Origin of the sequence: Enterovibrio qingdaonensis, from assembly GCF_028683135.1 — a bacterium.
Classification (GTDB): domain Bacteria; phylum Pseudomonadota; class Gammaproteobacteria; order Enterobacterales; family Vibrionaceae; genus Enterovibrio; species Enterovibrio qingdaonensis.
The window spans coordinates 428,317-451,376 of the sequence record NZ_JAJUBB010000002.1; the positions used below are offsets into that span (position 1 = coordinate 428,317).

Sequence of the window (23,060 nt, forward strand, 5' to 3'; positions counted from 1 at the left end):
CTGTATGCTGTTGCACTATTGAAATAGCGCGGTTTAGCTATCCTCAAGAATAGAACGCAGCTGTAGGAAAAAGTGGGCATGAGATGGTTGTATTGCATATATTACAACGTATCTTTAAACGATGATTGGGTTTGATGTATCGTTCCATTTTAAATAGTGTTATAAGAATTAAAATCTTGCTGCTGGCTTAAATACGTTATTGATTAATAACATAGGAGAGGATGTGAGTCACTTGCCTATAGATGTTATGGATGACATCGAATGTTTAAAAGAACAACTATATAAAACAATACCAAATATGACTCTTTGGTATGACGTGCTTAGAAGTATTGTATTGATATCTGGCGCGGAAAAAGCGATTCTGACGTTGAGAGACAAAAAGGATGCTGATCTGTACTTTCCAAAGGATGTTAGAGTTGAGCTTCAAAGCCCAATGTTTTTTGGTTTCTCAGGGAAAGAAATTGACGAATACATTCATCACTACCAAGACATCGATCCTTGGACTGAGGTAGAAGCAAATAATCCTCCGATATTTCCTTATGCACTATCTACATTCGTTGATAGAGAAGAATTAATAAAAACGGGGTTTATAGAGTGGCTTGAACCTCAAGGTATTAATGATTGTGCAGTCCTTTCTGTGCATACATCAAGAGACCATTGGGTAGCACTTAATGTTTTCTATGATATTGAAAAACCAGACATCAAACGAAGAGTGCTTGATTTGTTATCTGCGTTTCAGCCGCTAATGGCTGGTGTTTGGGAAGCCGGCCAGCAGTTTAGAGCGAAGTGTGCTACTCCAGACAGCTTGAAATACTTTATTGAGCAACTGTGCCATCCCGCACTGATCGTTAACCGCCATTCAGAAGTTATCGATAGAAACCGCGAAGCGGAAAGTCTGTTAGGTTCGAGTGAAGAGCTGATAAGCACACAAAACAATAAGTTTTGGTTAACAAATAGTACGCTTAGAGGTTTGCTTTATCGTGCGAATGAAAACATAGGCAGCAGAGAATTCTTACCTTCTAGTCCACCAAAGGAAGTGATCTATCACGACAAGAAGCGATATACGATAACCCTTCTTGAAAGTGGAGAGGATATTCTAGGAGAGGATAAAGCACTTCGTTTGATTTCGATAGAAAATGACACATGCTTAAGTCCGATGTATTTATGAGCATCTAGGGAAAGGGTGTTTGAAAAATAAAGCCATTGCAGCGCGATGGCTTTATTTTTTGAATGAAGGTTTGGAACGCTAAGGGCGCTCACCTTCATTTATACGACGCTCAATATCGCGTATTACCTCGGGTAAGTCAGTGATAGTATCAATCAGATAGTGAGGCGCACATTTGATCAGTTTCGCGTGTGCTTTTTCGCGTGCTGCTTCTAATGTGGCTTCGTCAGCCGCTTGGTACTCTTCAAACGTCAAGCCTGCTTCATTACCGGAAAGCAATAAGCCCACTGTCCACATGCCCGCGTTATGACCTTCTTCGATACCTGGAGCTGAATCATCTACTTTTACACATGCACCCACATTGGTTGCACCCAATTCGATGACGTTTTTTAATGCCATAAACGGCGCAGGGCGGCCGCCTTGTGGTAAGTCGTCGGTGGCGACAATGTAATCTGGTTTATAACCATAGTCAGCGGCGACAGGGATTAGCACATCCATGACTTGGCGAGGGTAACCTGAGCATGACCCAATTTTAATGCCTTTGGCTTTCAAGCTATTTACCACCTCAACAGCATTGAGGATAGGCTCTGCATGGTCTGCCACTTTGGCTTTTTGCAATGGCATGAAAGCGGCATAGATGGTGTCGATATCATCGTTCGTCATGGAACGACCGAATTTTTCAATCCATCGCTTATCTACTTCCGGCATACGGCCGACCGCTTGAATATGATCCCATTTACCAATACCCATGGGGCCTCGGGCCTCTTCTAGAGAAAGATCAAAATCAAAACCTTGTTTGAACGCTTCGACAAAAATGCTTGTAGGAGCGAAGGAGCCAAAATCGACAATGGTACCCGCCCAATCGAAAATAACCGCTTGAATAGATGATGTAGTGTTAGACATGTTTTTGTTCCTACTAAAGTTCAAGATACTGGAATTCGCGGCAAACTTTATCGATAGCGCCTTCGAAAATATCGAGGGCGCGAGCAAGCTTTTCGCGTGAAATAATGAGTGGTGGACTAAGTTGAATGACATTTCCTTGAGAAACTTTGAAACTCAGCCCTTGGTTTAAGCATTCATAAAGCACGGCTTCTGCTTCTTCATAGGCACGCACTTTTGATGCTCTGTCAGTGACAAGCTCTACGCCCCAAAGAAGCCCAATACCACGAACATCGCCAATAATGGGGTAGGTGGCTTTCATCCTTTCCAATTGTTCACGGACAAATGCACTGTCTGCTTTTACTTTGGTAAGGAGATCTTCGTTTTCTATGGCCTCAATGGTGCCGAGAGCTGCCGCACATCCTAGAGGGCTTTTTTCATGGGTGTAGTGCCCTAGAGAAACGTCAGCGGCGGTGTTGTATTTGTCTTTGGTGATCAAGGCGGCAATAGGCATGATGCCGCCGCCGAGTCCTTTTCCAATGCAGAGAATATCGGGCTCAATGCCGTAGGCTTGGTGGGTAAACCATTCACCGCTTCGGCCCATGCCATTTGGAATGTCATCGATGATCAGCAGCACGTTGTGCTTGTCGCAGATCTCTCGAACACGCTTCCAATAGGCGTTGCTGGGTATTTGAACATCGGTGTTGCGCACGGCTTCCGCAATAAAGGCACCAATGCCGCCTTCTTTTTCGATGACATATTCAAGATAGTCGGCGTAATGCACATCACTGCCATCTCTTGATGGAAATGCGCCGCGATAAGTAGTGGCAGGGGGAATGCGTTCAACGCCGGCCATTAATGGTCCCATGCCTTGTCGAAAACAGGCTTCGCCACCGACAGAAATGGCATCAAGTGACGCGCCGTGAAAGGAGTCCCAAAGCGACACCACTTTGAAATTTCCCGTGACGTGACGCGCCAACTTTAACGCTATACCGACGACGGATGTACCGCCGGGCGCAAACAAGACGCGGTTGAGGTCACCGCCACATATCTCTGTGAGCTTCTCAGCACAAGTGATGGCAATTGGGTTGGTAAAGCGTCGAGGTGAGAACGGCAATATTGCCAGTTGTTCAGTCACTCGCTGTACAACATGAGGGTGCCCGTAACCTAACTGATGAACATTATTGCCATGAAAATCGATGTATCGCTTACCAGTACAGTCGGTAAGATAAATACCTTCGGCCGCATTTAATGCGTCCAAGCATGGCGTTGACATGGCTTGATGTAAAAACACCTTACTGTCGCGTTCAAGTAATGATTGCGTGCAACTGTCCGAGAGAGATGCGTGCCATTGCTGGCGAGCCTGCGTCGTGTTGATATCGCCTTCGCTGCGGAGGTGCGTGGCGTGTTCTTTGCCAGTCATTACGGGCCTCATGTTTACTTTACGTCCCAGTACATGGCGTGTTGAATGGCCCCGATCAAACGCTCAATGTCACTTGGGTACACGTCGCCAATGTTGCCGATTCGGAAGCAATCCGCATTGGACACTTTGCCCGGATAAATCACGAACCCTTGTTCCTTTAGGCCATCGTAAAACGCTTTAAACTGGTAATCGCTGTGGGTAGGCGAATAGAACGATGTGATGATGGGAGAGTGAAGGGCTTCATTCAGCAATGGCGTGAAACCAAGGCTTTTTAAACCTGCGACCAGTGTTTTCTGGTTGGTTTGGTAACGCGTGTGGCGTGCATCAATACCGCCTTCTTGTTCGAGCTCAAGCAACGCCTGATAGAACGCACGAACGGTATGTGTAGGGGAGGTGAAACGCCATTTTCCGTGGTTGGTTTCCATGCAATGCCACTGGTCGAACAGATCCAAACTCAGAGAGCGCGCCTGACCTTTACATTTTTCTAGCTCGCTTTGCTTTGCGATGACGAAACCAAAGCCTGGTACACCTTGAATACACTTATTGGCAGAGCTGATCATGAAGTCGATACCCAGCTCTCCGATATCCATAGGGATACCGCCAAAGCTCGACATGGCATCAAGAATAACCACTTTATCGTGCTTCTTGGCCAGTGTTGCGACCGCTTCAATTGGATTGAGCATGCCAGTTGTGGTTTCGCAATGCACGATGGCCACGTGGGTGATTGCTGTGTCACTTAGCAGTGCATTTTCGATGTCACAAAGCTGAGGTTGCGCGGTCTCTCCTGGCGAAATTACTGCGCACGGAATATTCAAGTAATCTGCAATCTGGGCGATGCGCGCACCGTAGGCTCCGTTATCCACGACAAGTAGCTTGCCGTTTTTACTGATTGCGCTGCCAATGGTTGCTTCTACCGATGCGGTGCCACTGCCTTGCATCAAGACGCTGGTATAACCCTGATAAGACGTCGCTAGCCTCACCAGCTTGGAGCGAATAACCTCGACAATGTCTTTGTTGTAATCGTCGTCCCACGTACACCAATCTTTCAGCATGGCGTTACGAACCGTTTCTGTTGTAGACAGCGGGCCCGGGGTGAGTAGCAGGTATTCATTTTTCATTTACGTATTCATCCTTCAAACTGGAATATACCAAAATACGCAATTACTCTATCAGTGGGTGTTTGACGGGGTAAATAGGGCGAGATTCAATTTCATAAAACTTTCACATCCAACGTTAAACCGATCGTTTCAGCACATCTATCCGGTTTATTTCTTCAAAATGCCAAATTCCGGTCATATAAACGTCATCTGTAGAAATTAGGGTATTTCACAAATTGGTACACACCAAATTGGCTGCACAACACTGGCGTCGAGAAAGTTGGCGGCTTATAGGGAGAGGAAAACAATGAAGACACAGATGATGAAAGCGTCGGTAACTGCACTTTTTACACTCATGTCCGCTCAGGCTTTCGCTGCGCAGGAAGTCACGGTATACACCGCATTCGAAACGGATTTGCTCGCTAAATTCAAAACGGCATTTGAAAAGGATAACCCAGATATCAATATCAACTGGGTACGAGATTCCACCGGAATCATGACGGCTAAGCTGCTCGCAGAAAAATCAAACCCACGCGCAGAAGTCGTATGGGGGCTGGCAGGTTCATCATTGGCATTATTGAAGGAAGAAGGGATTATTAAGCCATATTCACCCAAAGGTGTTGAACAGTTGCGAGAGCAACTCATTGATGGCGAGCATGATCCAGCTTGGTTCGGAAACTTGGCGGTTTTCAATGCGATTTGTTACAACGAAATCGTCGGGAAACAGTTGAATCTTCCTAAGCCGACCTCATGGGAAGATCTTACCGATCCGGTTTATAAAGGCCATATTGCGATGCCAAATCCTGCTTCCTCCGGTACGGGCTATATGCAAGTTTCCGGTTGGATAAGCAGTTTTGGTGAAGCAGGCGCGTGGTCTTACATGGACAAGCTAAACAGCAATATCGCGCACTATACGCATTCGGGATCTAAGCCGTGTGTACAGGCTGCCATGGGTGAAGTTGCCATTGGCATTTCAATGGCAACGCGAGCTGCCAAACTTAAAAACCAAGGCGCACCGTTGGATATCATTGTACCGAAAGGCATTGGTTGGGATGTGGATGCAGTCGGTTTGGTAAAAGCAAGTGAAGCAAGTCAACGCATTGTGGACTGGGCGGTATCAAAATCTGCGAATGAACTCTATGTGCAAGCATATCCTGTTGTAGGCCATAAAGATGTTAAGGCGAAAGTACCAAACTACCCAGAAGTAGAGAAATCGATGGCGAAAATGGACTTCACGAAGATGGGCATTGAGAGAGTCAGCGTGCTGGCAGCATGGTCTGAGAAATTCGATTCGAAATCAGAACCTAAATCATAAAAATCTGTTCTGGTTCAAGCACAGTAAAGAGAGCGTTCTGCTCTCTTTTTTCATTTTCACTGGCGTATTTGGCGACAGGTTTAATGATGATTTTTGGGTATTCGAAGACGTGTCATCAAACTACTACAAACCTGTCATGTCGATGCAATATAGCTCCTTTAGATTCTGGTATATACCATTAGGAGTGTGTATATGACTAACCACCAACCTTACCTTCAAATTGATAACGTCGCTAAGCAATTCGGTGCTTTCACGGCATTAAAACAGATTTCACTTAGTATCGAAAAAGGTGAGTTTGTATGCTTCCTCGGCCCTTCTGGCTGCGGTAAAACCACATTACTTCGCGCCATTGCAGGCCTTGACTTGCCAAGTTCTGGTGCGATCTACCAAGCGAATAAAGACACCACTTTTCTCCCTCCAGAAAAGCGTGACTTTGGCATTGTCTTTCAATCTTACGCGCTGTTCCCGAACCTGACGGTGAAAGAAAACATAGCACTTGGACTGATTAACCAAGGAACACCGAAAAAAGCCGCTTACGCGAAAGTGGAAGAGTGGTTGGAGACCATTGGGTTACCGACATCGGGAGAGAAATTTCCTAATCAACTTTCTGGTGGTCAGCAACAGCGAGTTGCTCTAGCGCGTGCGCTCGCGTTATCTCCGGGCTTGCTGCTTCTGGATGAGCCGCTATCTGCTTTAGATGCAAAAGTTCGCGTCCACCTTCGTGAAGAAATATGCCGCTTGCAACGCAAGCTGGGTATTACCACGATCATGGTGACGCATGATCAAGACGAAGCGCTATCAATGGCGGATCGTATTGTGGTGATGAATCACGGCGTCATTGAGCAAGTCGGGACACCTCAGGAAATTTATCAACAACCCGCCACACGTTTCGTTGCGAATTTCGTCGGGACGATGAATTTTATTCCTATGTCTGTGGCGAGCGATACGCAGGTGCGTATCGCTGAGTCATTAATTGCAACGCCGACAGTGGATAATCACGCGTTAAAACGCGGGGATGCTTGTGATCTTGCCGTTCGCCCTGAACAAATTCGCTTTGTGGACTCCCCAAAAAATACGCTTCCTGTAAAGATTGTGGCGACCGAGTTTCTTGGTGCGTTTTATCGCGTCGATTGCCGATTGCTGCATGACAGTAAATCCAATCTGATCATGGTCGATGTGTCGGTAGAGCAGGCGATGCAGCTAGGACTGAAGCGTGGGGAAGTGCGTTATATACAACTGGCCGAAACGGGTCTTCGTGCTTATGCCAAAGAAGCTTGCCACAAATCTTGCGACAAAGCCTTGTCTAACGCAGCCTAACGAGTACATCACATGGAAGCTAAAACAATGACGATGAACGCACTGATATTACCGAGTAAGCCAACGTCACTTTTTCATCGGGTCAGCAAAGACAATCTGGTACTGATTTTGGTTCTCTCACTGGTTATGTCGCTGTTCGCGTTCTTTCTGCTGTTTCCTCTGTGGAGCATGCTACAAAAAAGCGTTCAGAATGCTGACGGACAGTTTGTTGGCCTCACAAACTTTGCCGAGTACCTTTCTTCCGCCAGTGTGTGGGCGTCGGTATCTAACACCCTAACATTAGGCATCACTGTCACTATGGTTGTGACATTGGCAGCCTTTGGGTATGCCTATGCGCTGACCCGCTCTTGTATGCCCTTAAAAACCGTATTCAAAGCACTGGGAACCGCACCGATTCTGGCTCCGTCGCTATTACCGGCGATCAGCCTTGTTTTTCTGTTTGGTAATCAAGGAATTGCGAAATCTTTGCTCGGTGGACAGTCCGTTTATGGCTTGGTGGGGATCTCATTGGGATTGATATTCTGGACATTTCCTCATGCATTGATGATTTTGACGACCTCCATGCGAACGTCAGACGCGAGGCTCTATGAGGCCGCAAAAGCACTAAATACGTCGCCTTTAAAAACCTTTTTGATTGTTACCTTGCCAGGCGCAAAGTTCGGCCTTATTAGCACGCTGATTGTCGTCTTCACGCTGGTTATCACTGATTTTGGTGTGGCGAAGGTCATTGGTGGCAGTGACAACGTGTTGGCGACAGACATCTTCAAGCAAGTCGTGGGTCAGCAAAACTTTGCTATGGGTGCCGTGACGTCTATCCTTTTGCTCTTTCCTGCCATTCTTGCTTTTAGTGCAGATCGTTGGGTGAAGAAAAAACAAAAGAGCCTGATTGATACGCGGTCTGTTGTGTATCAACCTTCACCCAATAAAGCCCGAGACACCTTGTGTTTTATTTACTGCAGTTTCATCTCCATCATGGTGCTGGTGGTTCTGGGAATGGCGGTTTACGGATCGCTGGTGACTTTCTGGCCTTGGAATCAAACGCTGACACTGAACAATTACAATTTCACTGAAATCAGTACGTATGGTTGGAGTCCGTTCTTCAACTCTTTGGAAATGGCATTTTGGACAGCGGTATTCGGTACGTCACTGATTTTCATTGCGGCCTATGCAGTCGAGAAAGGAAGGGCGTTTGCGCCGATTCGTCAGGCATTGCAAATGATTAGCATCATCCCGATGGCGGTGCCGGGAATGGTATTGGGTTTGGGATACATTTTCTACTTCAATAATGGTGATAATTTATTAAACCCACTATATGGCACCATGGCTCTGTTGGTTATCAGTACGGTGGTGCACTATTACACGGTAGGGCATATGACATCGCTGGCAGCCCTCAAGCAACTGCCTGCGGAAATTGAAGCGACGGCTGCGTCGATAAAAATGCCGCAGTTCAAACTGTTTTACAAAGTCACGCTACCGGTTTGTATGCCAGCGTTATTTGATATCGGTATGTACCTGTTTGTTAATGCACTTACCACGACTTCTGCGGTAGTATTCTTATATTCCACAGATACCATTCCTGCATCCGTTTCAGTTCTGAATATGGATGATGCAGGCCAAACTGGCGCAGCAGCGGCAATGGCTGTGATGATTATGCTCTCAGCGGTGTGCGCCAAGCTTATTCAATGGCCTGTGGCCAAATGGCTAGAAAGCCGAACCCAAGCATGGCGGAAACGATAAGGACACCATGTGCAATACGTCAAAATTAAAGATGCAATCGTAGAACAGATTGATGCGGGGATGCTCTCTCCACGAGAGAAGTTGCCTGCTGAACGAAAACTGGCTGAAACCTTTGACACAACGCGTGTCACGCTGCGTGAAGCTTTGTCATTGTTGGAGTCAGAAGGGCGAATTTATCGAGAAGATCGCCGTGGGTGGTTTATTTCTCCCGAGCCATTGCGTTACGACCCGACACAAACACTGAACTTCACCAATATGGCATTGGAGCAAGGACGCAAGCCCAAAACAGAGCTTGTTAGCGCAAAGAGTATTCTTGCCAATAAACAGGCGGCGAATTTACTGGAGCTAAAGCCGTTTTCGGATGTTTATCAGGTGAATCGTGTACGTTATTTGGATGAGCGTCCCGTGGTGTATGTGACCAACTACATCCGTCCTGATATTTTCCCAAAACTGTTAGATCACGATCTGGCTAACTCGTTGACTGATATCTACCGTGAGCACTATGGCATGGTTTATCAGTCCATCCGATACCGTATAAGCACGAGCTCGTTGATTGGCCTTCAGGCGCAGGCACTTCGTGCAACATCAGGCACGCCTGCGATGGTGGTGGAGCGCGTCAACTATAACCAGCATGGTTTGTTGATAGATTGCGATATTGAGTACTGGCGACATGATGCGATAAGCATAGAGTCAGTGGCTAACCTCACGCGCTAACCTGCTGTGTCACCAAGCAGTATCTCTGAAAAATGATTGGCGTCTGCAGACGCCAATCATGCACTTCAATACGGCCATTTTAACTATCACGGCCGACTCAATGATCAATGAATACGTAAGTAATGGCGAGTGACAGAAACAAAATGATCGGCCAATACCATTGCTTAAGTTTCAACCCTTGCTCATGCTCTAGCACTGGAATTTTTATCTCCGTGGTGTAAGCCAGCGCGCCAATGGCGGTAAAGATAATTTGCAGATAGGCGAGAAAGTAAAAGTACTCGATGAAAATAACCCCCTGTGCATTCAATTCCTCGCGTAATGCCACGTGTGCAATCACCAAGATGAAGAACAGTGACGCGCAATACTGCAATACCGTTGCAGTGCTAAAGCCCCATAACGCCTGTTGCTTTTCATCTTTCGTCCAAAGCAAAAGCATAAAATAGGTAAGAAAACTCACGACCAAAAGCGGCATGATGTGAGAAATCAATGGGCCAGTGATGTTTCGTTGTATCACGATGTTGTACTTAAGATTCGTGAGCACGTCTTGTGCGTTGATGGGTTCGTTTAAGTAGCTAAAGTAGCTTTGAAGGATCTTCCAGTTTCCGAATTTTTGCTCTGACATCGCAATGCCGGGATGGGATTCAGGTCGCATGGAGGAGTACGAGGAGAAAGACGGGACCAATATCTCTTTTTGTGTGTCCGGAGCTGGAATCATCGAAAGCTCAATCACTTCTCGGTCAAAGGGAAAAGAACCGTAGTCGAAAGGCTGCTTAACAACCGCGACGAACTGCCAAACCTGACTGTCTGGATGGTTTCTCATCAAGGTCCACTCACTTTCCGTTGCGTTGTTGATTAGCAACGGTGGGGTATCAGTGTTGGTATTGTCGGTGACGATTTTACCGACGATGTTAACCTTATCTGCATCTTCAAGGCTGATGGCATGAACGGTCAGCTTCAGTTCTAAGCTTTTCTTATCACTGACGTCTTCCGGAGATTGTGTTTTTTCCATTACCGCGAGCGTGGCACTCTCATGATCAATCAATAATGTCTCGTCTTTACTCAGTGGCTTCGGTGCCAGAGCTTGAAACCAGAGCAACAGCAAGTAAGAGAAAAGGCACAAAGACAGCGCAGTGAAAAGGCGACTTGCTTTAGTTTTATTGTCAGTGGGAAAGTGAATGGCTGCCAACAAAGAAATAAGGCCCGCGAGTACCATAAACCAAACCAGATCCCAATATTCATAGGTTGGTGAAAGGCTATGTCTGAGTTCATCTGCCTCAATAACCAGGCCCAACTTCGCATCAATATGGTTAATCTGATCCAATACTATCCAATGTTCCCTTCCGGTTACTGGGTGTTTAAAACTCCCAAGTTTGCCCAAGTGGAGTTGAGAGGCCAGAGAAGAAAGCAAGGGTTCATCGGTCGCATCGAAAGCGGAAATATTAAGACCCAATACCGCGTTTTTCGGGTAAGCAAGAATTTGCCCGGTATTGGAAATTAAAAATGCGAACCCTTTCGTGCCTAGTTTAAAGCTCAACATTTGCTGACTTAAACTTTCTAGAGAGAAGTTAAGGTAAGCAACGCCCTTGTTCGCCGTCGCTGTGCTTAAGGCTTGTTGGGTGTTAAAAGGTAAAACGTATTCAGAAAACCATGCTTTTGCGGTTTTATCGTAATACGGTGGCAGCCATGTCGCGGTAGTAACTCTGTTGGCGTGTAAACGTGTCCGAGAACTATTGTCTGAAGGGCCTACCAACGCGTCGTTAGAAAAAAATATCTGTTGTTGCTTGGAGCCAGTTTCTGAAAAGGCGACACCTCCATTTACTGCGCCTGGCGTGTTGAGCACGGTTTGTTTAATAACATGCCTTAATCTGTCGTGATTGTCGCTGCTGTGTGTTGCCAGTTGACCAATCGCAGTGACACTTTCGGTGAGTTTATTGAGGTTTTTATTCACAAGATGGGATGCAGAAATGGTTTCATTGACAATATAGCGGCGGATTTTAGTGTCTACCTCTTCTTGCCAACTGAGTTTGATATAGGCTGCCACGCAAAATAGCAGCCAAATAACAGATGAAAACCAAATCAAGTTTTGACCGCGAAGCCTGTCAAGTCGAGTCTGCACTTTCATTAAATATGCACTCCCTGAAAAGGTGTCATAGCTGACTTACTATGACCAAAACGACGCTCAACAAACAAAGCCAATGTGCTAAACAGTAACCCCGTGAGCATAAAAATCGCGGCGACCACTGCATAGACTTTGAGCATGACGGTGGAATCACCCGTGGATGCAATGTAAGCATTGGCAGTCGCTAACACTTCCGTTACCTCAATGGCGGAAGCCGTTGTTGAAGCCATTAAAATGACTAAGAAAAACTGATTAAGCGCGCGAAAAGATACATTTTTGCCCTCTCTACGCTTTTGTAGAGAAAGATCGCAGCTATAACTGATAACAGGTAACGACAGGGCTAACACGGCATTGAAAATCGGAGGTAGCGTGTAAGCGATCCCCCAAATAGACCCACTCATCGGGATGACAATGGTGAAATAATACAGCATGACAAAGCTAGGAATATTGCCGATAAGAGAGCGAAACCCTTGCGCTATATATTTCAGAGATGAAATGCGTGTTGTGAGTGCCTTGAATAGCAAAAAACCCAAAGGAAATCCCACCCCCATGGCGGCGACAGAGATGAACAAATTAACCATGAACGCCGCAATAAACGAATAAATCACATTCAGTTCAAACATCTAGTTTAAGCCTCCTGCTTATCTAGTTGAGTGTCAGTTTCACTAATCTTTCTTTGGTCAGGGATAATCGACAGAAAATGCTTAATGAAGTGAGCAAATACAAGCACTTCAATGTAATAAAAAAGGGCCAGTGCGCTCATAAGAAGGAATGGATACTCTGAATTTGAAGAGACGGAGTTGAAGATAAGGACCGCATTGGGCGAGGCTATGACACTTGCCATACCGGCTGCTTTTGCCAGATTCACCAAATTGCTTTTAACCCCAAGCCGATGCGCGGCATAGCGGCTTGTCATCGATATATTCTTATGGCGATCTGCTGTGATGAGATTGTTAATTCCTGATGCCGTATAAAGTGACAAGATGAGCCAAGCAATTGTTGCGCCGCTGGTATACCAAGATTGGGCATGCTCTTGGAATCCTGCCAAAGCACCAAAATAGGTGAAATACAGCATTAAAATTGGTGGGATGGCACTTTGTATATTGGTCAGAGATAAAACAGTAGATCCTATCCAATGTGGTGATTTGAGGGTTAAAAACCCCAAAAAAACAGAGAGCGATATAGCGGAAATAATAACAATAGCCGTAAACAACGCTGTATGAAGCAATGACTGCACAATCATCTTTACATCAAAATTGTCGATAAGGGGGCCATCACTTTGAGCAGATTTTGACAAATCGGTCACAGCATCAAAGCAAAACGTATTGGCTTGGTCATGTCTGTCTTTAATGTTGCAAAGAGGGCGAGATTCGGCATCAATTTGATTCCAATTGCTGTGCTGTTGAGTGAGGTAATCTTGCTCAGGTAGTGCCCACTTTTTAGCAAGATTTTTAATGTATCCGTCTCGGATCCTGCTGGATAGAAACCGTGATAACCAAGTATCTAGCGACTTAGAGTTCGCATCATTTCGTGTCACAAATGACCAATGTGTGGGCATGATGGTTTCGAGCGCTATTTCATATTCGCTCCAAGCCGGCTGATTGCTTAGGGTATATAAGATGCCGCTGTCATAAGCCCACGCCTGACATTTGTTGGTAAGCAAGGCGATTTTTAGGTCGCGGTTATTGCTTAGAATCACTGGCTCAATACGGTAGTTTCGAATCAAGGATTTATTAAAGTAAGCCCCGGCTGTCAGGCACACAGGCTTGCCGATCAGATCTTCCCAGCCATCAATACCGTAAGACTTTCTCGATATTGCGGTTACCCCACTGCGAAAATAGTGGGGTAGAACCATGTTTACTTTTTTGCGACGTTCAATCGTATCGCCCACTGTTGCAATCAAGATATCTACTTGGCCGTAATTCAGTTTTTGAAAACGATTCGCAGTAGAAACGGCTTTGAAATGAACATCAACGCCAAGGCTTTTTCCAATGGCGTTAGCCAGATCAACTTCAAAACCACCGTTGCGGCCATCAGCGTCAAGGTGACCCCATGGTGGGTAATCAACTTTCACACCCACGACCAGAGTGCCTTTTTGTCTTACTGTTTCTAGCAAATCTTGTGCGAAGACATGACTTGAAATGAAAAGTAACAGACACAGGAGTGTTGATTGAAATCGCGTCACTTTATTCTCCTAGCAATCGCAAGCAGGCCATAACCCCACGATGCTGGCAGCATGCGGCAAAGCAGTTGGTCTAGCTTTGATAGATGTTGCGAGCGATTTACCCAGCTCTCAGGCAGCATGCTTTCGGCAAGGATTTTTTCCACTTCAAAACCCGATGCTTCAAGGTGCGTTCTTAGCGTCTTGGTGGTGAATAGGTGATAGAAAAGCGGGATCGTTTTTCCGGCGCCCGTTCTTTCATATTGAATATCCGATGAAGGTGTTGCCTGTGAAAACTGGTGGAGGAAAAAACGTCGATGACGGTTAGGCACTGAAATCACCAGTTTGCCTTCATCCAACATATTGCGATGCAGCCACTGAAGCAGCGCGATGCGTTGCTGCTTACCTTTCACATGTGCGAGTACACCAAACAAGAGGAGCGTTAGGTGAGGTGCACCGTTTTCCATAATGTAATGGTGCAGATCGTCATGTTTGCTAAATAGAGCCAATCGGTCTGGGTATAAACGCTGAATAGAGGACGTCTGCTCAAGTGCCACTTTACTGATGTCAAAGCCCATTACTTGGGCATCAGTCTGCTGCAAAATTGGATCGATATACCGTCCTCGGCCGCAGCCAAAATCTAGAATTGGGGCGGTGTGGTTTTCTTTTCTAACGAGAGAAAGGATGAGAGAAAGGACGCGAGGGTTCGCACAGGGGTAGCGAGATTTATATAAACCTATCTCGTAATAGTCATCGTATGATTGAGCGATTAACTTCGTTTGAGGGTCTCTCACTAGTGACTTCCTTCTTTGGCCTAAAAAGTGGGTTCAGGTAGACGGTTTCTATTTTTCTTTTCGCGACAACGTGTTATCGAGCCGCAAAAATCACCTGTTCAAGACGAGGGGGGAGAGACATTTGTGAAACTGTGTTCGGAGATATGGGTTGAATAAGATTGATGAACGATCAAAAATTCCCGCCGAAGGACTTTCTCAGCAATGCAAATAACTGAGACACAGGCGCAAAGGAGGGCTCCTATAATCCTTACTGACGGAATCGTTTACCTCATTGCTGGACGCATGGAGCAAGCGATAAACATGATGTAAGAAGGCAGATAAACATGATCAGAGCGTGGACGTTGTCAGGTGTGGCAGCATTACTTTCAAGTGCTATCTTTGTGTCGCCAGTTCAGGCCGAAGAAAGCAAATTCTCCGCCCACAAAGACAATTATTTTCTCCCATTTTATAAAGAATCCCATGTCAACCAAGCGCGCTTTGCGCCTTTGAACCCAAATGGACACGCAGCCAAAGACACGTTCATCCAATTTCAGCTGAGCATTAAGTACAAACTCATTTCGTTTGATGAAGATGGACTGTACGTCGCCTATACACAACGCTCCAATTGGGAAGCGTATGACAGTTCAGCTTACTTCCGAGACGATCAATATAACCCTGAAATATTCTACCGTTTGCAATACGACCCTTGGCAATTCTCGCTCGGCTTTGAGCACCAATCTAATGGGGCGGGTGGCGATGTAGAAGTGAGTTGGGATCGTGTTTACGTTGATATACAGCGTGATTTCGAAAAGGGCTATGTGCGCTTTAAGCCATGGATTCGTGTCGGACCTGTGAATTACAACCCCAATATTTCCGATTATTTAGGTTATGGCGAAGTAGAGTTAGGTTGGCTCCCTTACAGCTCCCACGAAATTAAGCTTCAGCTGGCAAATATGTTCACGAAGGATTGGAATAACGGCTTCTATCGCTTGTCGTGGAATTTCCCGTTATACCAAGGCTTGCGAGGGTATATGAAAGCCGAAACAGGCTACGGATTAACCATTTCAAACTATAACTTTGATGAAACCGCGTATGGGGTAGGGTTCGCGTTTAGTTTTTAGTGATTGGACAAAAAAACGAAACCTACGTTTTGCCGATGGTGCTTTCCTCAAAAGCACCATTGAGCGTGCAGTGTGAATACTCAGTTGAGTGTGCAGAGTAAAAAGCTGTGCCTTTCTAGATCAGGACGCCCATTTTCTACACCTTAAATCACATAGGTGTATGTTAACATGCTGAAAATTTGGTATTCATTAATCACTTTCGGCATAGAGTTTCGAAACAAGATGTTAAATACTGACATGCGTTGTGCAAAAATTAAACGCGCCATCAAAGAATCTATCAACGTGCTTGTTATCGTCTCCGCTTACATGTCGTCTTTGTGCTTTGCTGACGAAACTGGCAAGCAGTTAAAAGAGACATGCTCTCCTATCGAATATGTTGAAAACCTCGAGATAGGGAGTTGGTATTATCAAGGTGGATTTTGTAACGGTTTACCACATGGTATCGGCACCCAGTCAAAGGCCTATGTTTCTCTTAATGGCTTATATATCAAAGGTACACTAGTCGGTCGAGTTATCGAGCAAAGAAGAGATGGCAGTCGATTGGTTGGTCCCTATGTTGATGGCAGGAGGCACGGTAAATTTCACCTTTATGAATCCACTGAAATAACATTAGTCCAATTTTACAATCATGGCTTACTTGTAAGTAGGCGGGAACCGATTGATATGGCGCAATCATATGTGGGTGAATATGATGATATCGGTCAGCGTTCAGGAAAGGGAGAGTTTATACATCCGAACTCTGGTATCCGCTATTCAGGTGATTGGTCTAGTGATATGTTGAACGGACAAGGGGAGATTACTTTCCCTGATGGTTCTACATATAAAGGCGGTTTTAAAGATAATCGTCGCAGTGGTTTTGGCATCGAAACGCTTGTCGATAGACACAGCTACAAAGGTATGTGGGAAAATGGTCGAATGCATGGTCATGGCCAGATAACATATACAAATGGATGCAAGTACACCGGACATTTTGCTAATGGCCGCCGTCTTGATGAGTTAATTTGCCAGGATTAAATGATTAACAGATGTATGGCAACTTTATAGAAAATAACACAGCATTAAATTCATTCAATTACTTGGCCTTATTGCTGGGTTCCAAACTTCTTCATGTCTCTTTTTATATATCGTGTATTCACACCTTTATTTTTATGGGCCGACGATTAAGGAATGCCGCCCATTGGTAAATCATTCCTTTTGAGTAATATATTGCCTGTATGGGCGAATTTTTGCCCAAGGAGGTTTGAGTTGCTTATTTTCAACCTAACTATTGAAAGATGAATTTAATTACCCTCTAATTGTTATTTGTTTTTCTGATTTAAATAAGAGGGTGATATGGGTAATGCTGTTGTATTGGGCGATATCGGTACGGGGCATGATGGGTTTCATCCATCACCTGTTACGTCAGCGTCGCCGAACGTAAATGTTGATGGCACACCGCTTGCGCGGCAAGGGGATTCTGTCGCAGCACATGATAAGCCTAAAAGCCCGCCTCATGGTCGTGCAATTTCCGGCGGTTCTTCAACAGTTTTTGCAAATGGTAAACCTGTTGCAAGAAGCGGTGATGCGGTTGGATGTGGAGGCGTTGTGGTGGGTGGTGGAACTGTCAACGTTGGTTAAGAAAAAAGACAGACGAAATAAATTTTCAAAACAATGAGTAAATTTGGCTATTTGTTTCAAAGTGTTTCAATTTTCAACGATAAAGTAATCTAACGACAATCTTATCTTTAGATTACTTTATTTATAATTAACACTAACTATAGTCATCTCTATCTTTTATTTTCCTCTGTTCAATTTCGATCTAAATCAATAAAATTTGAATGCATGTTGAATTTGCATGCAATTGTTTTTGTTGTTAGTCGTGAAGGTTGTTTTCTACATAATTATTAATAGTCATAATCTTGTTACTGTCCTCTCGCCGAATATCTAATCGATAAAAATACGCTCGGAATACATCTTTTCGTGTAAGTTGGCTAACTTTTAGTTGTCGTAAGACAGAGGGCTTGTAATGGCAAAAGAAGGAAGTGTCGCTCCTAAAGAGCGAATTAATATTAAGTACGTTCCCGCTAATGGTGATACTCAGGCTGAAGTCGAGTTGCCGCTTCGAATGGTCGTTTTGGGTGATTTTAAAGGCCACCCAGAAGAAACCCAAATTGAAGATCGTGAAGCGGTGTCTGTAGATAAAAATAATTTTACCGCAGTTATGAAAGAGAGTGACCTTTCTATTTCTACTACGGTCGCTAATGTCCTCGCTGAGGAGGACGGACAAGAATTACCAATCGAATTAAAGATCTCTTCGCTTGCTGATTTCTCCCCTGATGAAGTTGCTAAACAAGTTCCAGAGCTGAATCAACTGGTTGAGCTTCGTGACGCATTGGTCGCATTGAAAGGCCCGCTTGGCAACATTCCGGCTTTTCGCAGTAAGTTGCAGGAGCTTTTATCTTCCGAAGAGTCGAGAGAGAAACTTCTGGCTGAATTGGAGCTTGCTGCTTCACCTGCGCCATCCGTCGATGAATGACAGAACTACGTTGAAAAGGACTTCTTAAATGTCATTGCAAGAAAAACAGCTTGAAGTAGCTACGAAAGAGTCAGGAAGTTTACTTGACGATATTATGGCTAAAACGCGCCTCGTTCCCTCTGAGGATGGCTATGGAATCGCAAAGCGCGGAGTCGCTGCGTTTATCGAAAATCTTTTAAGCACCAATCAAGACCAAGCTCCGGTTAACAAAGCGCTGGTCGACCAAATGGTTGTGGAGCTGGATAAGAAGATAAGTGCACAAATGGACAAAATCCTTCATTGTCCTGAAGTGCAGGAAATGGAGTCGTCGTGGCGCGGCTTGAAGGTTCTTGTTGATAGAACAGACTTTCGTGAAAACATCAAAATCGATATTTTGCATGCGACAAAGCAAGAGTTGCTTGATGACTTTGAATTCGCGCCTGAGAACAACCAATCGGGTTTGTACAAACATATCTATGCATCAGGCTATGGACAGTTCGGTGGAGAGCCAGTTGGGGCAATCATTGGTAACTACGCCTTTACGCCGTCAACGCCTGACATGAAGTTGTTGCAATATGTTGGTTCTGTCGGAGCCATGGCACATGCACCCTTTATTTCCTCTGTTGGCCCAACGTTCTTCGGTATCGATTCTTTCGAAGAGTTGCCGTCTCTCAAAGAACTCTCTGCAACGTTCGAAAGCCCAAGATATGCCAAGTGGCAGGCGATTCGTGAGTCAGAAGATGGGAGATATATCGGCCTTACTGCACCAAGATTCTTGTTAAGAACTCCTTATGATCCGATTGAAAACCCGGTCAGATCGTTCAATTATCGTGAGGATGTAAGCAACAGCCATGAAGATTATCTTTGGGGCAATACAGCGTTTGCATTCGCATCAAGATTGACTGACAGCTTTGCAAAATACAGATGGTGTCCAAACATTATTGGTCCTCAAAGCGGTGGGGCGGTTGATGATTTGCCCGTCCATTTATTTGAGTCGTTAGGTGCGCTTCAAGCCAAGATCCCAACCGAAGTGTTGATCACTGATCGAAAAGAATTTGAGTTGGCAGAAGAAGGCTTTATTTCTCTGACAATGAGAAAAGGCAGTGATAACGCGGCATTCTTCTCAGCAAATTCCATTCAAAAAGCCAAACAATTCCCGAATACCAAAGAAGGTAAAGAAGCGGAAACCAATTACAAGTTAGGTACGCAGCTTCCTTACATGATGGTCATCAACCGTTTGGCTCACTACATCAAAGTGCTTCAGCGTGAGCAAATTGGTTCATGGAAAGAACGTCAGGATCTTGAGCGTGAGCTGAATACTTGGATTCGCCAATTTGTGGCTGATCAGGAAAACCCGCCAGCAGAAGTCAGAAGCCGCAGGCCGCTGCGTGCTGCGAAAATCGAAGTGAATGATGTAGAAGGCGAGCCAGGTTGGTATTCCGTTTCGCTTGCTGTACGTCCGCATTTCAAATACATGGGAGCGAGCTTTGAGCTGTCTCTTGTTGGGCGACTGGATCAGGCGTAATTCATGGCTATCCCTGATGCGGATGATACAGCATTTGGTGTCAGCTTGTTTCAGCGTATGGACACTGGGTTTCAACACAGCTCTTACATACAAGGTCCGGCGACCGAAGATGTGTTGGCGTCGTTAAAGCTCAGTGTTTCCAATTTGCTGAACGCGAGAGTCGGAGAGGCTCTCAGCGCACCGGAGTTGGGGTTGATCGACTTCAACGATGCATCCCTGAGCTCTCACGATTTGGCTATCCAGATTAAGCGCGCAATCACTCGTTGTATTCGGCTTTACGAGCCACGGATACAAGACATGGAAATCTTGGTCTTGCCGGATGAAAGCTCGCCGCTAAACCTTCGCTTTCAAATTGCTGCCTCCGTGAACGTTGGTGCCATGCACCGAAATGTTCGTATCGACTTGCTGTTAGACAGTAACCGAAAATATAGAGTGACTTAAACTGTGGGCCAAAATCGTTATTTCAGGGAAGAACTCACGTTCCTAAAAGAACAAGGCGTTGAGTTTTCAAAGGTGTACCCACAGCTGTCGCGCTTTCTCAACAGTCGAAGTACCGATCCCGATGTGGAACGCTTACTGGAAGGTTTTGCTTTTTTGACTGGTCGACTTCGGGAAAAAATCGATGACGAATTTCCCGAGCTCACGCACTCGATCATCAACATGCTTTGGCCGAATTATTTACGTCAAGTACCGAGCATTTGCATTTTAAAGTTCAATCCGGTGGCTAAGTCCATCACGGAAAAACAGACGGTAAAACAATCGACGGAAGTTGAATCTACACCTGTTTATGGAACGGCTTGTCGTTATACCAGTTGTCGAGACGTTGATGTTTACCCGATTGACAGGACAACGACGAAGACTGTCCACTCACGTGATAGCTCAATCGTTGATGTTGGTCTGCAAATTCAAAATGGACTGAAGTTAGATCAAATTGGGTTAACCAAACTGCGGTTTTTCCTCGGTGGCGACAACTACAGTTCTGAAACGCTCTATCTTTGGTTAAATCACCACTTGTCCAAGATTGAGATCGTCACAAACAAAGAGACGGTCAGCATTCCGAAATCCTGCTTATCCATGGTGGGATTTGACGCGGAAGACGGCATTCTTCCTTATCCGCAAAATGTGTATGAAGGCTACAGAGTGCTTCAGGAATATCTGTCATTTCCTGTGGTATTTAAGTTCTTCGATATTTCGGACTTAAACGATTTTCTGTTTGGGGATGTGGAAGGTGACATTACGCTCAGGTTTGTTTTTTCAAAAGCACTGCCTTCAGATGTGCGCGTCACGGACAATCAATTTTCACTCTACTGCACACCTGCTATTAACCTTTTTCAGCACGACGCCGAACCCATTGATCTTAATGGTAAGCGCACAGAATACAAAATAAGCCCTTCCAACCGTTCGCCAAGCCACTTTGAAGTGTTCAGTGTTGAAGGGGTGAGAGGTTGGATTGATGCTGCACAAGGTAAATTCCGTGGGCATTTTCGTGAATATCAACCGTTTGAAAGCTTTAGTCACGAGATAGAGCGCGCAAAAAACCGGGTAGCGTTGTATTACAGGGTGCGAGTGAAAGAGGGGATGACCCTAGCTGGGCTCGAGCACTACATCTCTTTTATTCGGGGAGATGAAACGGCGTGTGTGGGTGACAGTGAAGCCATCTCCTTGTCGTTGACCTGCTCTAATCGTCAGTTGCCTTTAGAACTTGGCGTCGGGGACATTCATGTCGCGACGGATAGCTCACCGACCTTTGCGACGTTCGAAAACATCACGGAACCGACAGCACCCATTCGTCCAGCACTTGATGGTTCCTTACTCTGGACGCTTATTTCGAATCTCTCGCTGAACTACTTATCCATTTTATCAAAAGAAGCTTTGTCGTCAGTGATTAAGGCTTATGACTTTCGGGCATTGGTCGATAGACAAGCCGAGCGTATTTCGAAGCTTCGCAATGAGAGCATTGTGGACATAAAGACTTCGCCGGTCGAAAAGCTTATTAAGGGGTTACCGGTTCGAGGGTTGAAATCAGAAATTACGCTCGATCAAAGTGCGTTTGGCTCAGAAGGTGAGCTCTATTTGTTTGGCTCTATACTCAGTCGTTTTTTTTCGCTTTACGCGAGCATTAACTCTTTTCACGAACTGGTAGTGATAAACGCCAACAACAAGGAACGCTACTCATGGGGCATCCAGAGCGGGGAGTACCCGCTTATATAGCTGAGCCCCACACCGAAGAGAAGGGGTCTCCGGCACAAAAAAGCGGTCTACTCGATGATGTAAAACAGTACAACTTTTATCAGTTATTAGAGTTGTTGTGCGACCTATACGAGTCAGAGCCAGAGTCGCTTTCCTGGCCATCGGAACAGTTTCATTTTAGCTCGAGTTCAAGCTTAGGGTTTGCGGCTAGCGATGTGTCAGGCATGAAGTATTTGTCTGAAGAAATTTTAAATGTAGAGACCACGTTTTTTGGCATGAGTGGCGCGCAATCACCTCTGCCAGGGTTCTTTCTGGAAGACATCGTTACTGAAGATGCTGAAACCGGCATGCGCAAGATATTCATGGATTTCTTCAATCATCGTTTGCTTGCGTTGCTATTTCAGGCGTGGAGGAAATATCGCTATTACGTGCGATACCGTGAAGATGCATCAGACAGATTCTCAACGCAACTGTTTGCCTTGGTGGGGCTGGCGGATGAAAACCTACGAGGAAAAACACCACTTAACTGGTGCAAGATGCTGTCTTACTCGGGGTTGTTGGCGGGCAGAACACGGTCTCCTCAGATCGTGTCAGGGATTATCCAACACTATTTTGACTTGGACTGTGTCGAAATACGGCAATGGTGCTTAAGGCACGTAGAGATACCCGAGGAGCAAAAGTGCTGCCTTGGCGTAAGTAATGGCGCATTGGGCGTGGATACATCGATTGGGGACCGTATTGCCGACCGAAGTGGCAAGTTCACTATCTGTATAAAAACGCTGTCGATAGAACGCTTTAATGAATTTTTACCCTCTGGGACAGAGTTTCTTTCATTGATCACGCTCGTAGAGTTCATTTTGCGTGAGCAGATGGCGTTTGATCTAGAGCTCGAACTGGTTGAAGGGGATGTTCCCGCGTTTCAACTCGGTCGAGATAGTTCGCAATCCCTCGGATGGTCATCATTTTTAGGGGGAGCAACAGGTCCTCGTAATGTAACGATTCAAGCACGGCAATAGGTACTGACGTAAAG

Annotated in this window: 20 protein-coding genes; 13 read left to right on the forward strand and 7 right to left on the reverse strand. The window is 45.5% G+C overall.

Annotation, left to right across the window (positions count from 1 at the left end):
* Window positions 1–223 precede the first annotated feature (223 nt).
* A complete protein-coding gene (locus LRP49_RS04665) occupies window positions 224–1,168 on the forward strand; it encodes a hypothetical protein (protein ID WP_274140552.1) in 945 nt (314 codons plus the stop codon).
* 78 nt (window positions 1,169–1,246) lie between these two features.
* Here the strand turns inward: LRP49_RS04665 and phnX are convergent, their stop codons facing one another.
* Genes phnX through phnW form a run of 3 tightly spaced genes read right to left on the reverse strand, consistent with a single transcriptional unit; the run spans window position 1,247 to window position 4,585 of the window.
* Window positions 1,247–2,068 (reverse strand): phosphonoacetaldehyde hydrolase, encoded by an 822-nt coding sequence (gene phnX / locus LRP49_RS04670; protein WP_274140553.1) that lies wholly within the window; start codon window positions 2,066–2,068, stop codon window positions 1,247–1,249.
* A gap of 13 nt (window positions 2,069–2,081) precedes the next feature.
* A complete protein-coding gene (locus tag LRP49_RS04675) occupies window positions 2,082–3,467 on the reverse strand; it encodes an aspartate aminotransferase family protein (protein ID WP_274140554.1) in 1,386 nt (461 codons plus the stop codon).
* 14 nt (window positions 3,468–3,481) lie between these two features.
* Window positions 3,482–4,585 carry a 2-aminoethylphosphonate--pyruvate transaminase gene (gene phnW / locus LRP49_RS04680; protein WP_274140555.1) on the reverse strand — a complete coding sequence of 368 codons (1,104 nt, stop codon included), beginning with the start codon at window positions 4,583–4,585 and terminating at the stop codon, window positions 3,482–3,484.
* A gap of 286 nt (window positions 4,586–4,871) precedes the next feature.
* Between phnW and LRP49_RS04685 the strand changes: the two genes are divergently transcribed.
* The 4 genes from LRP49_RS04685 to phnR all read left to right on the forward strand — a co-directional run bounded on the left by LRP49_RS04685 (window position 4,872) and on the right by phnR (window position 9,647).
* Entirely contained in the window at window positions 4,872–5,879 is a 1,008-nt protein-coding gene (locus LRP49_RS04685) for a putative 2-aminoethylphosphonate ABC transporter substrate-binding protein (RefSeq protein WP_274140556.1), read from the forward strand.
* A 192-nt stretch (window positions 5,880–6,071) separates the two neighbouring features.
* Window positions 6,072–7,196 (forward strand): putative 2-aminoethylphosphonate ABC transporter ATP-binding protein, encoded by a 1,125-nt coding sequence (locus LRP49_RS04690; protein WP_274140557.1) that lies wholly within the window; start codon window positions 6,072–6,074, stop codon window positions 7,194–7,196.
* Window positions 7,197–7,208: 12 nt separating this feature from the next.
* Complete coding sequence (locus LRP49_RS04695) at window positions 7,209–8,933, forward strand: putative 2-aminoethylphosphonate ABC transporter permease subunit (protein WP_274140559.1); 1,725 nt, start codon at window positions 7,209–7,211, stop codon at window positions 8,931–8,933.
* Window positions 8,934–8,942: 9 nt separating this feature from the next.
* Window positions 8,943–9,647 (forward strand): phosphonate utilization transcriptional regulator PhnR, encoded by a 705-nt coding sequence (phnR, locus tag LRP49_RS04700; protein WP_274140560.1) that lies wholly within the window; start codon window positions 8,943–8,945, stop codon window positions 9,645–9,647.
* 97 nt (window positions 9,648–9,744) lie between these two features.
* On the opposite strand, the gene LRP49_RS04705 is transcribed toward phnR, so the two are convergent.
* The 4 genes from LRP49_RS04705 to LRP49_RS04720 are packed head-to-tail and all read right to left on the reverse strand — an operon-like array spanning window position 9,745 to window position 14,721.
* The gene (locus tag LRP49_RS04705) at window positions 9,745–11,769 is read right to left on the reverse strand and encodes a hypothetical protein (protein WP_274140561.1); all 2,025 of its coding nucleotides are present in this window, start codon (window positions 11,767–11,769) and stop codon (window positions 9,745–9,747) included.
* Window positions 11,769–12,389 carry an ABC transporter permease gene (locus LRP49_RS04710; protein ID WP_274140562.1) on the reverse strand — a complete coding sequence of 207 codons (621 nt, stop codon included), beginning with the start codon at window positions 12,387–12,389 and terminating at the stop codon, window positions 11,769–11,771. The genes LRP49_RS04705 and LRP49_RS04710 overlap by 1 nt, the downstream gene beginning before the upstream one ends.
* A 5-nt stretch (window positions 12,390–12,394) precedes the next feature.
* Complete coding sequence (locus LRP49_RS04715) at window positions 12,395–13,951, reverse strand: transporter substrate-binding domain-containing protein (protein WP_274140563.1); 1,557 nt, start codon at window positions 13,949–13,951, stop codon at window positions 12,395–12,397.
* Window positions 13,948–14,721, reverse strand: a complete 774-nt coding sequence (locus LRP49_RS04720) for a class I SAM-dependent methyltransferase (protein WP_274140564.1) — start codon at window positions 14,719–14,721, stop codon at window positions 13,948–13,950. The genes LRP49_RS04715 and LRP49_RS04720 overlap by 4 nt, the downstream gene beginning before the upstream one ends.
* A gap of 323 nt (window positions 14,722–15,044) precedes the next feature.
* Here LRP49_RS04720 and LRP49_RS04725 point away from each other — a divergent pair, with 323 nt between their 5' ends.
* The 8 genes from LRP49_RS04725 to tssG all read left to right on the forward strand — a co-directional run bounded on the left by LRP49_RS04725 (window position 15,045) and on the right by tssG (window position 23,046).
* Window positions 15,045–15,821, forward strand: coding sequence for a phospholipase A (locus tag LRP49_RS04725; protein WP_274140565.1), 777 nt, complete (start codon window positions 15,045–15,047; stop codon window positions 15,819–15,821).
* 168 nt (window positions 15,822–15,989) lie between these two features.
* Complete coding sequence (locus LRP49_RS04730; protein WP_274140566.1) at window positions 15,990–16,835, forward strand: MORN repeat-containing protein; 846 nt, start codon at window positions 15,990–15,992, stop codon at window positions 16,833–16,835.
* A gap of 318 nt (window positions 16,836–17,153) precedes the next feature.
* A complete protein-coding gene (locus tag LRP49_RS04735) occupies window positions 17,154–17,438 on the forward strand; it encodes a type VI secretion system PAAR protein (protein ID WP_274140568.1) in 285 nt (94 codons plus the stop codon).
* Window positions 17,439–17,826: 388 nt separating this feature from the next.
* Window positions 17,827–18,336, forward strand: coding sequence for a type VI secretion system contractile sheath small subunit (tssB, locus tag LRP49_RS04740; protein WP_274140569.1), 510 nt, complete (start codon window positions 17,827–17,829; stop codon window positions 18,334–18,336).
* A gap of 28 nt (window positions 18,337–18,364) precedes the next feature.
* Complete coding sequence (gene tssC, locus LRP49_RS04745; RefSeq protein ID WP_274140570.1) at window positions 18,365–19,840, forward strand: type VI secretion system contractile sheath large subunit; 1,476 nt, start codon at window positions 18,365–18,367, stop codon at window positions 19,838–19,840.
* A gap of 3 nt (window positions 19,841–19,843) precedes the next feature.
* Complete coding sequence (tssE, locus tag LRP49_RS04750) at window positions 19,844–20,281, forward strand: type VI secretion system baseplate subunit TssE (RefSeq protein WP_274140571.1); 438 nt, start codon at window positions 19,844–19,846, stop codon at window positions 20,279–20,281.
* A gap of 3 nt (window positions 20,282–20,284) precedes the next feature.
* On the forward strand, window positions 20,285–22,051 hold the full coding sequence (gene tssF, locus LRP49_RS04755; RefSeq protein ID WP_274140572.1) for a type VI secretion system baseplate subunit TssF: 1,767 nt from the start codon (window positions 20,285–20,287) through the stop codon (window positions 22,049–22,051).
* Window positions 22,015–23,046 carry a type VI secretion system baseplate subunit TssG gene (tssG, locus tag LRP49_RS04760; protein ID WP_274140573.1) on the forward strand — a complete coding sequence of 344 codons (1,032 nt, stop codon included), beginning with the start codon at window positions 22,015–22,017 and terminating at the stop codon, window positions 23,044–23,046. Before tssF ends, tssG begins: the two co-directional genes overlap by 37 nt.
* The last annotated feature ends 14 nt before the right edge of the window (window positions 23,047–23,060 follow it).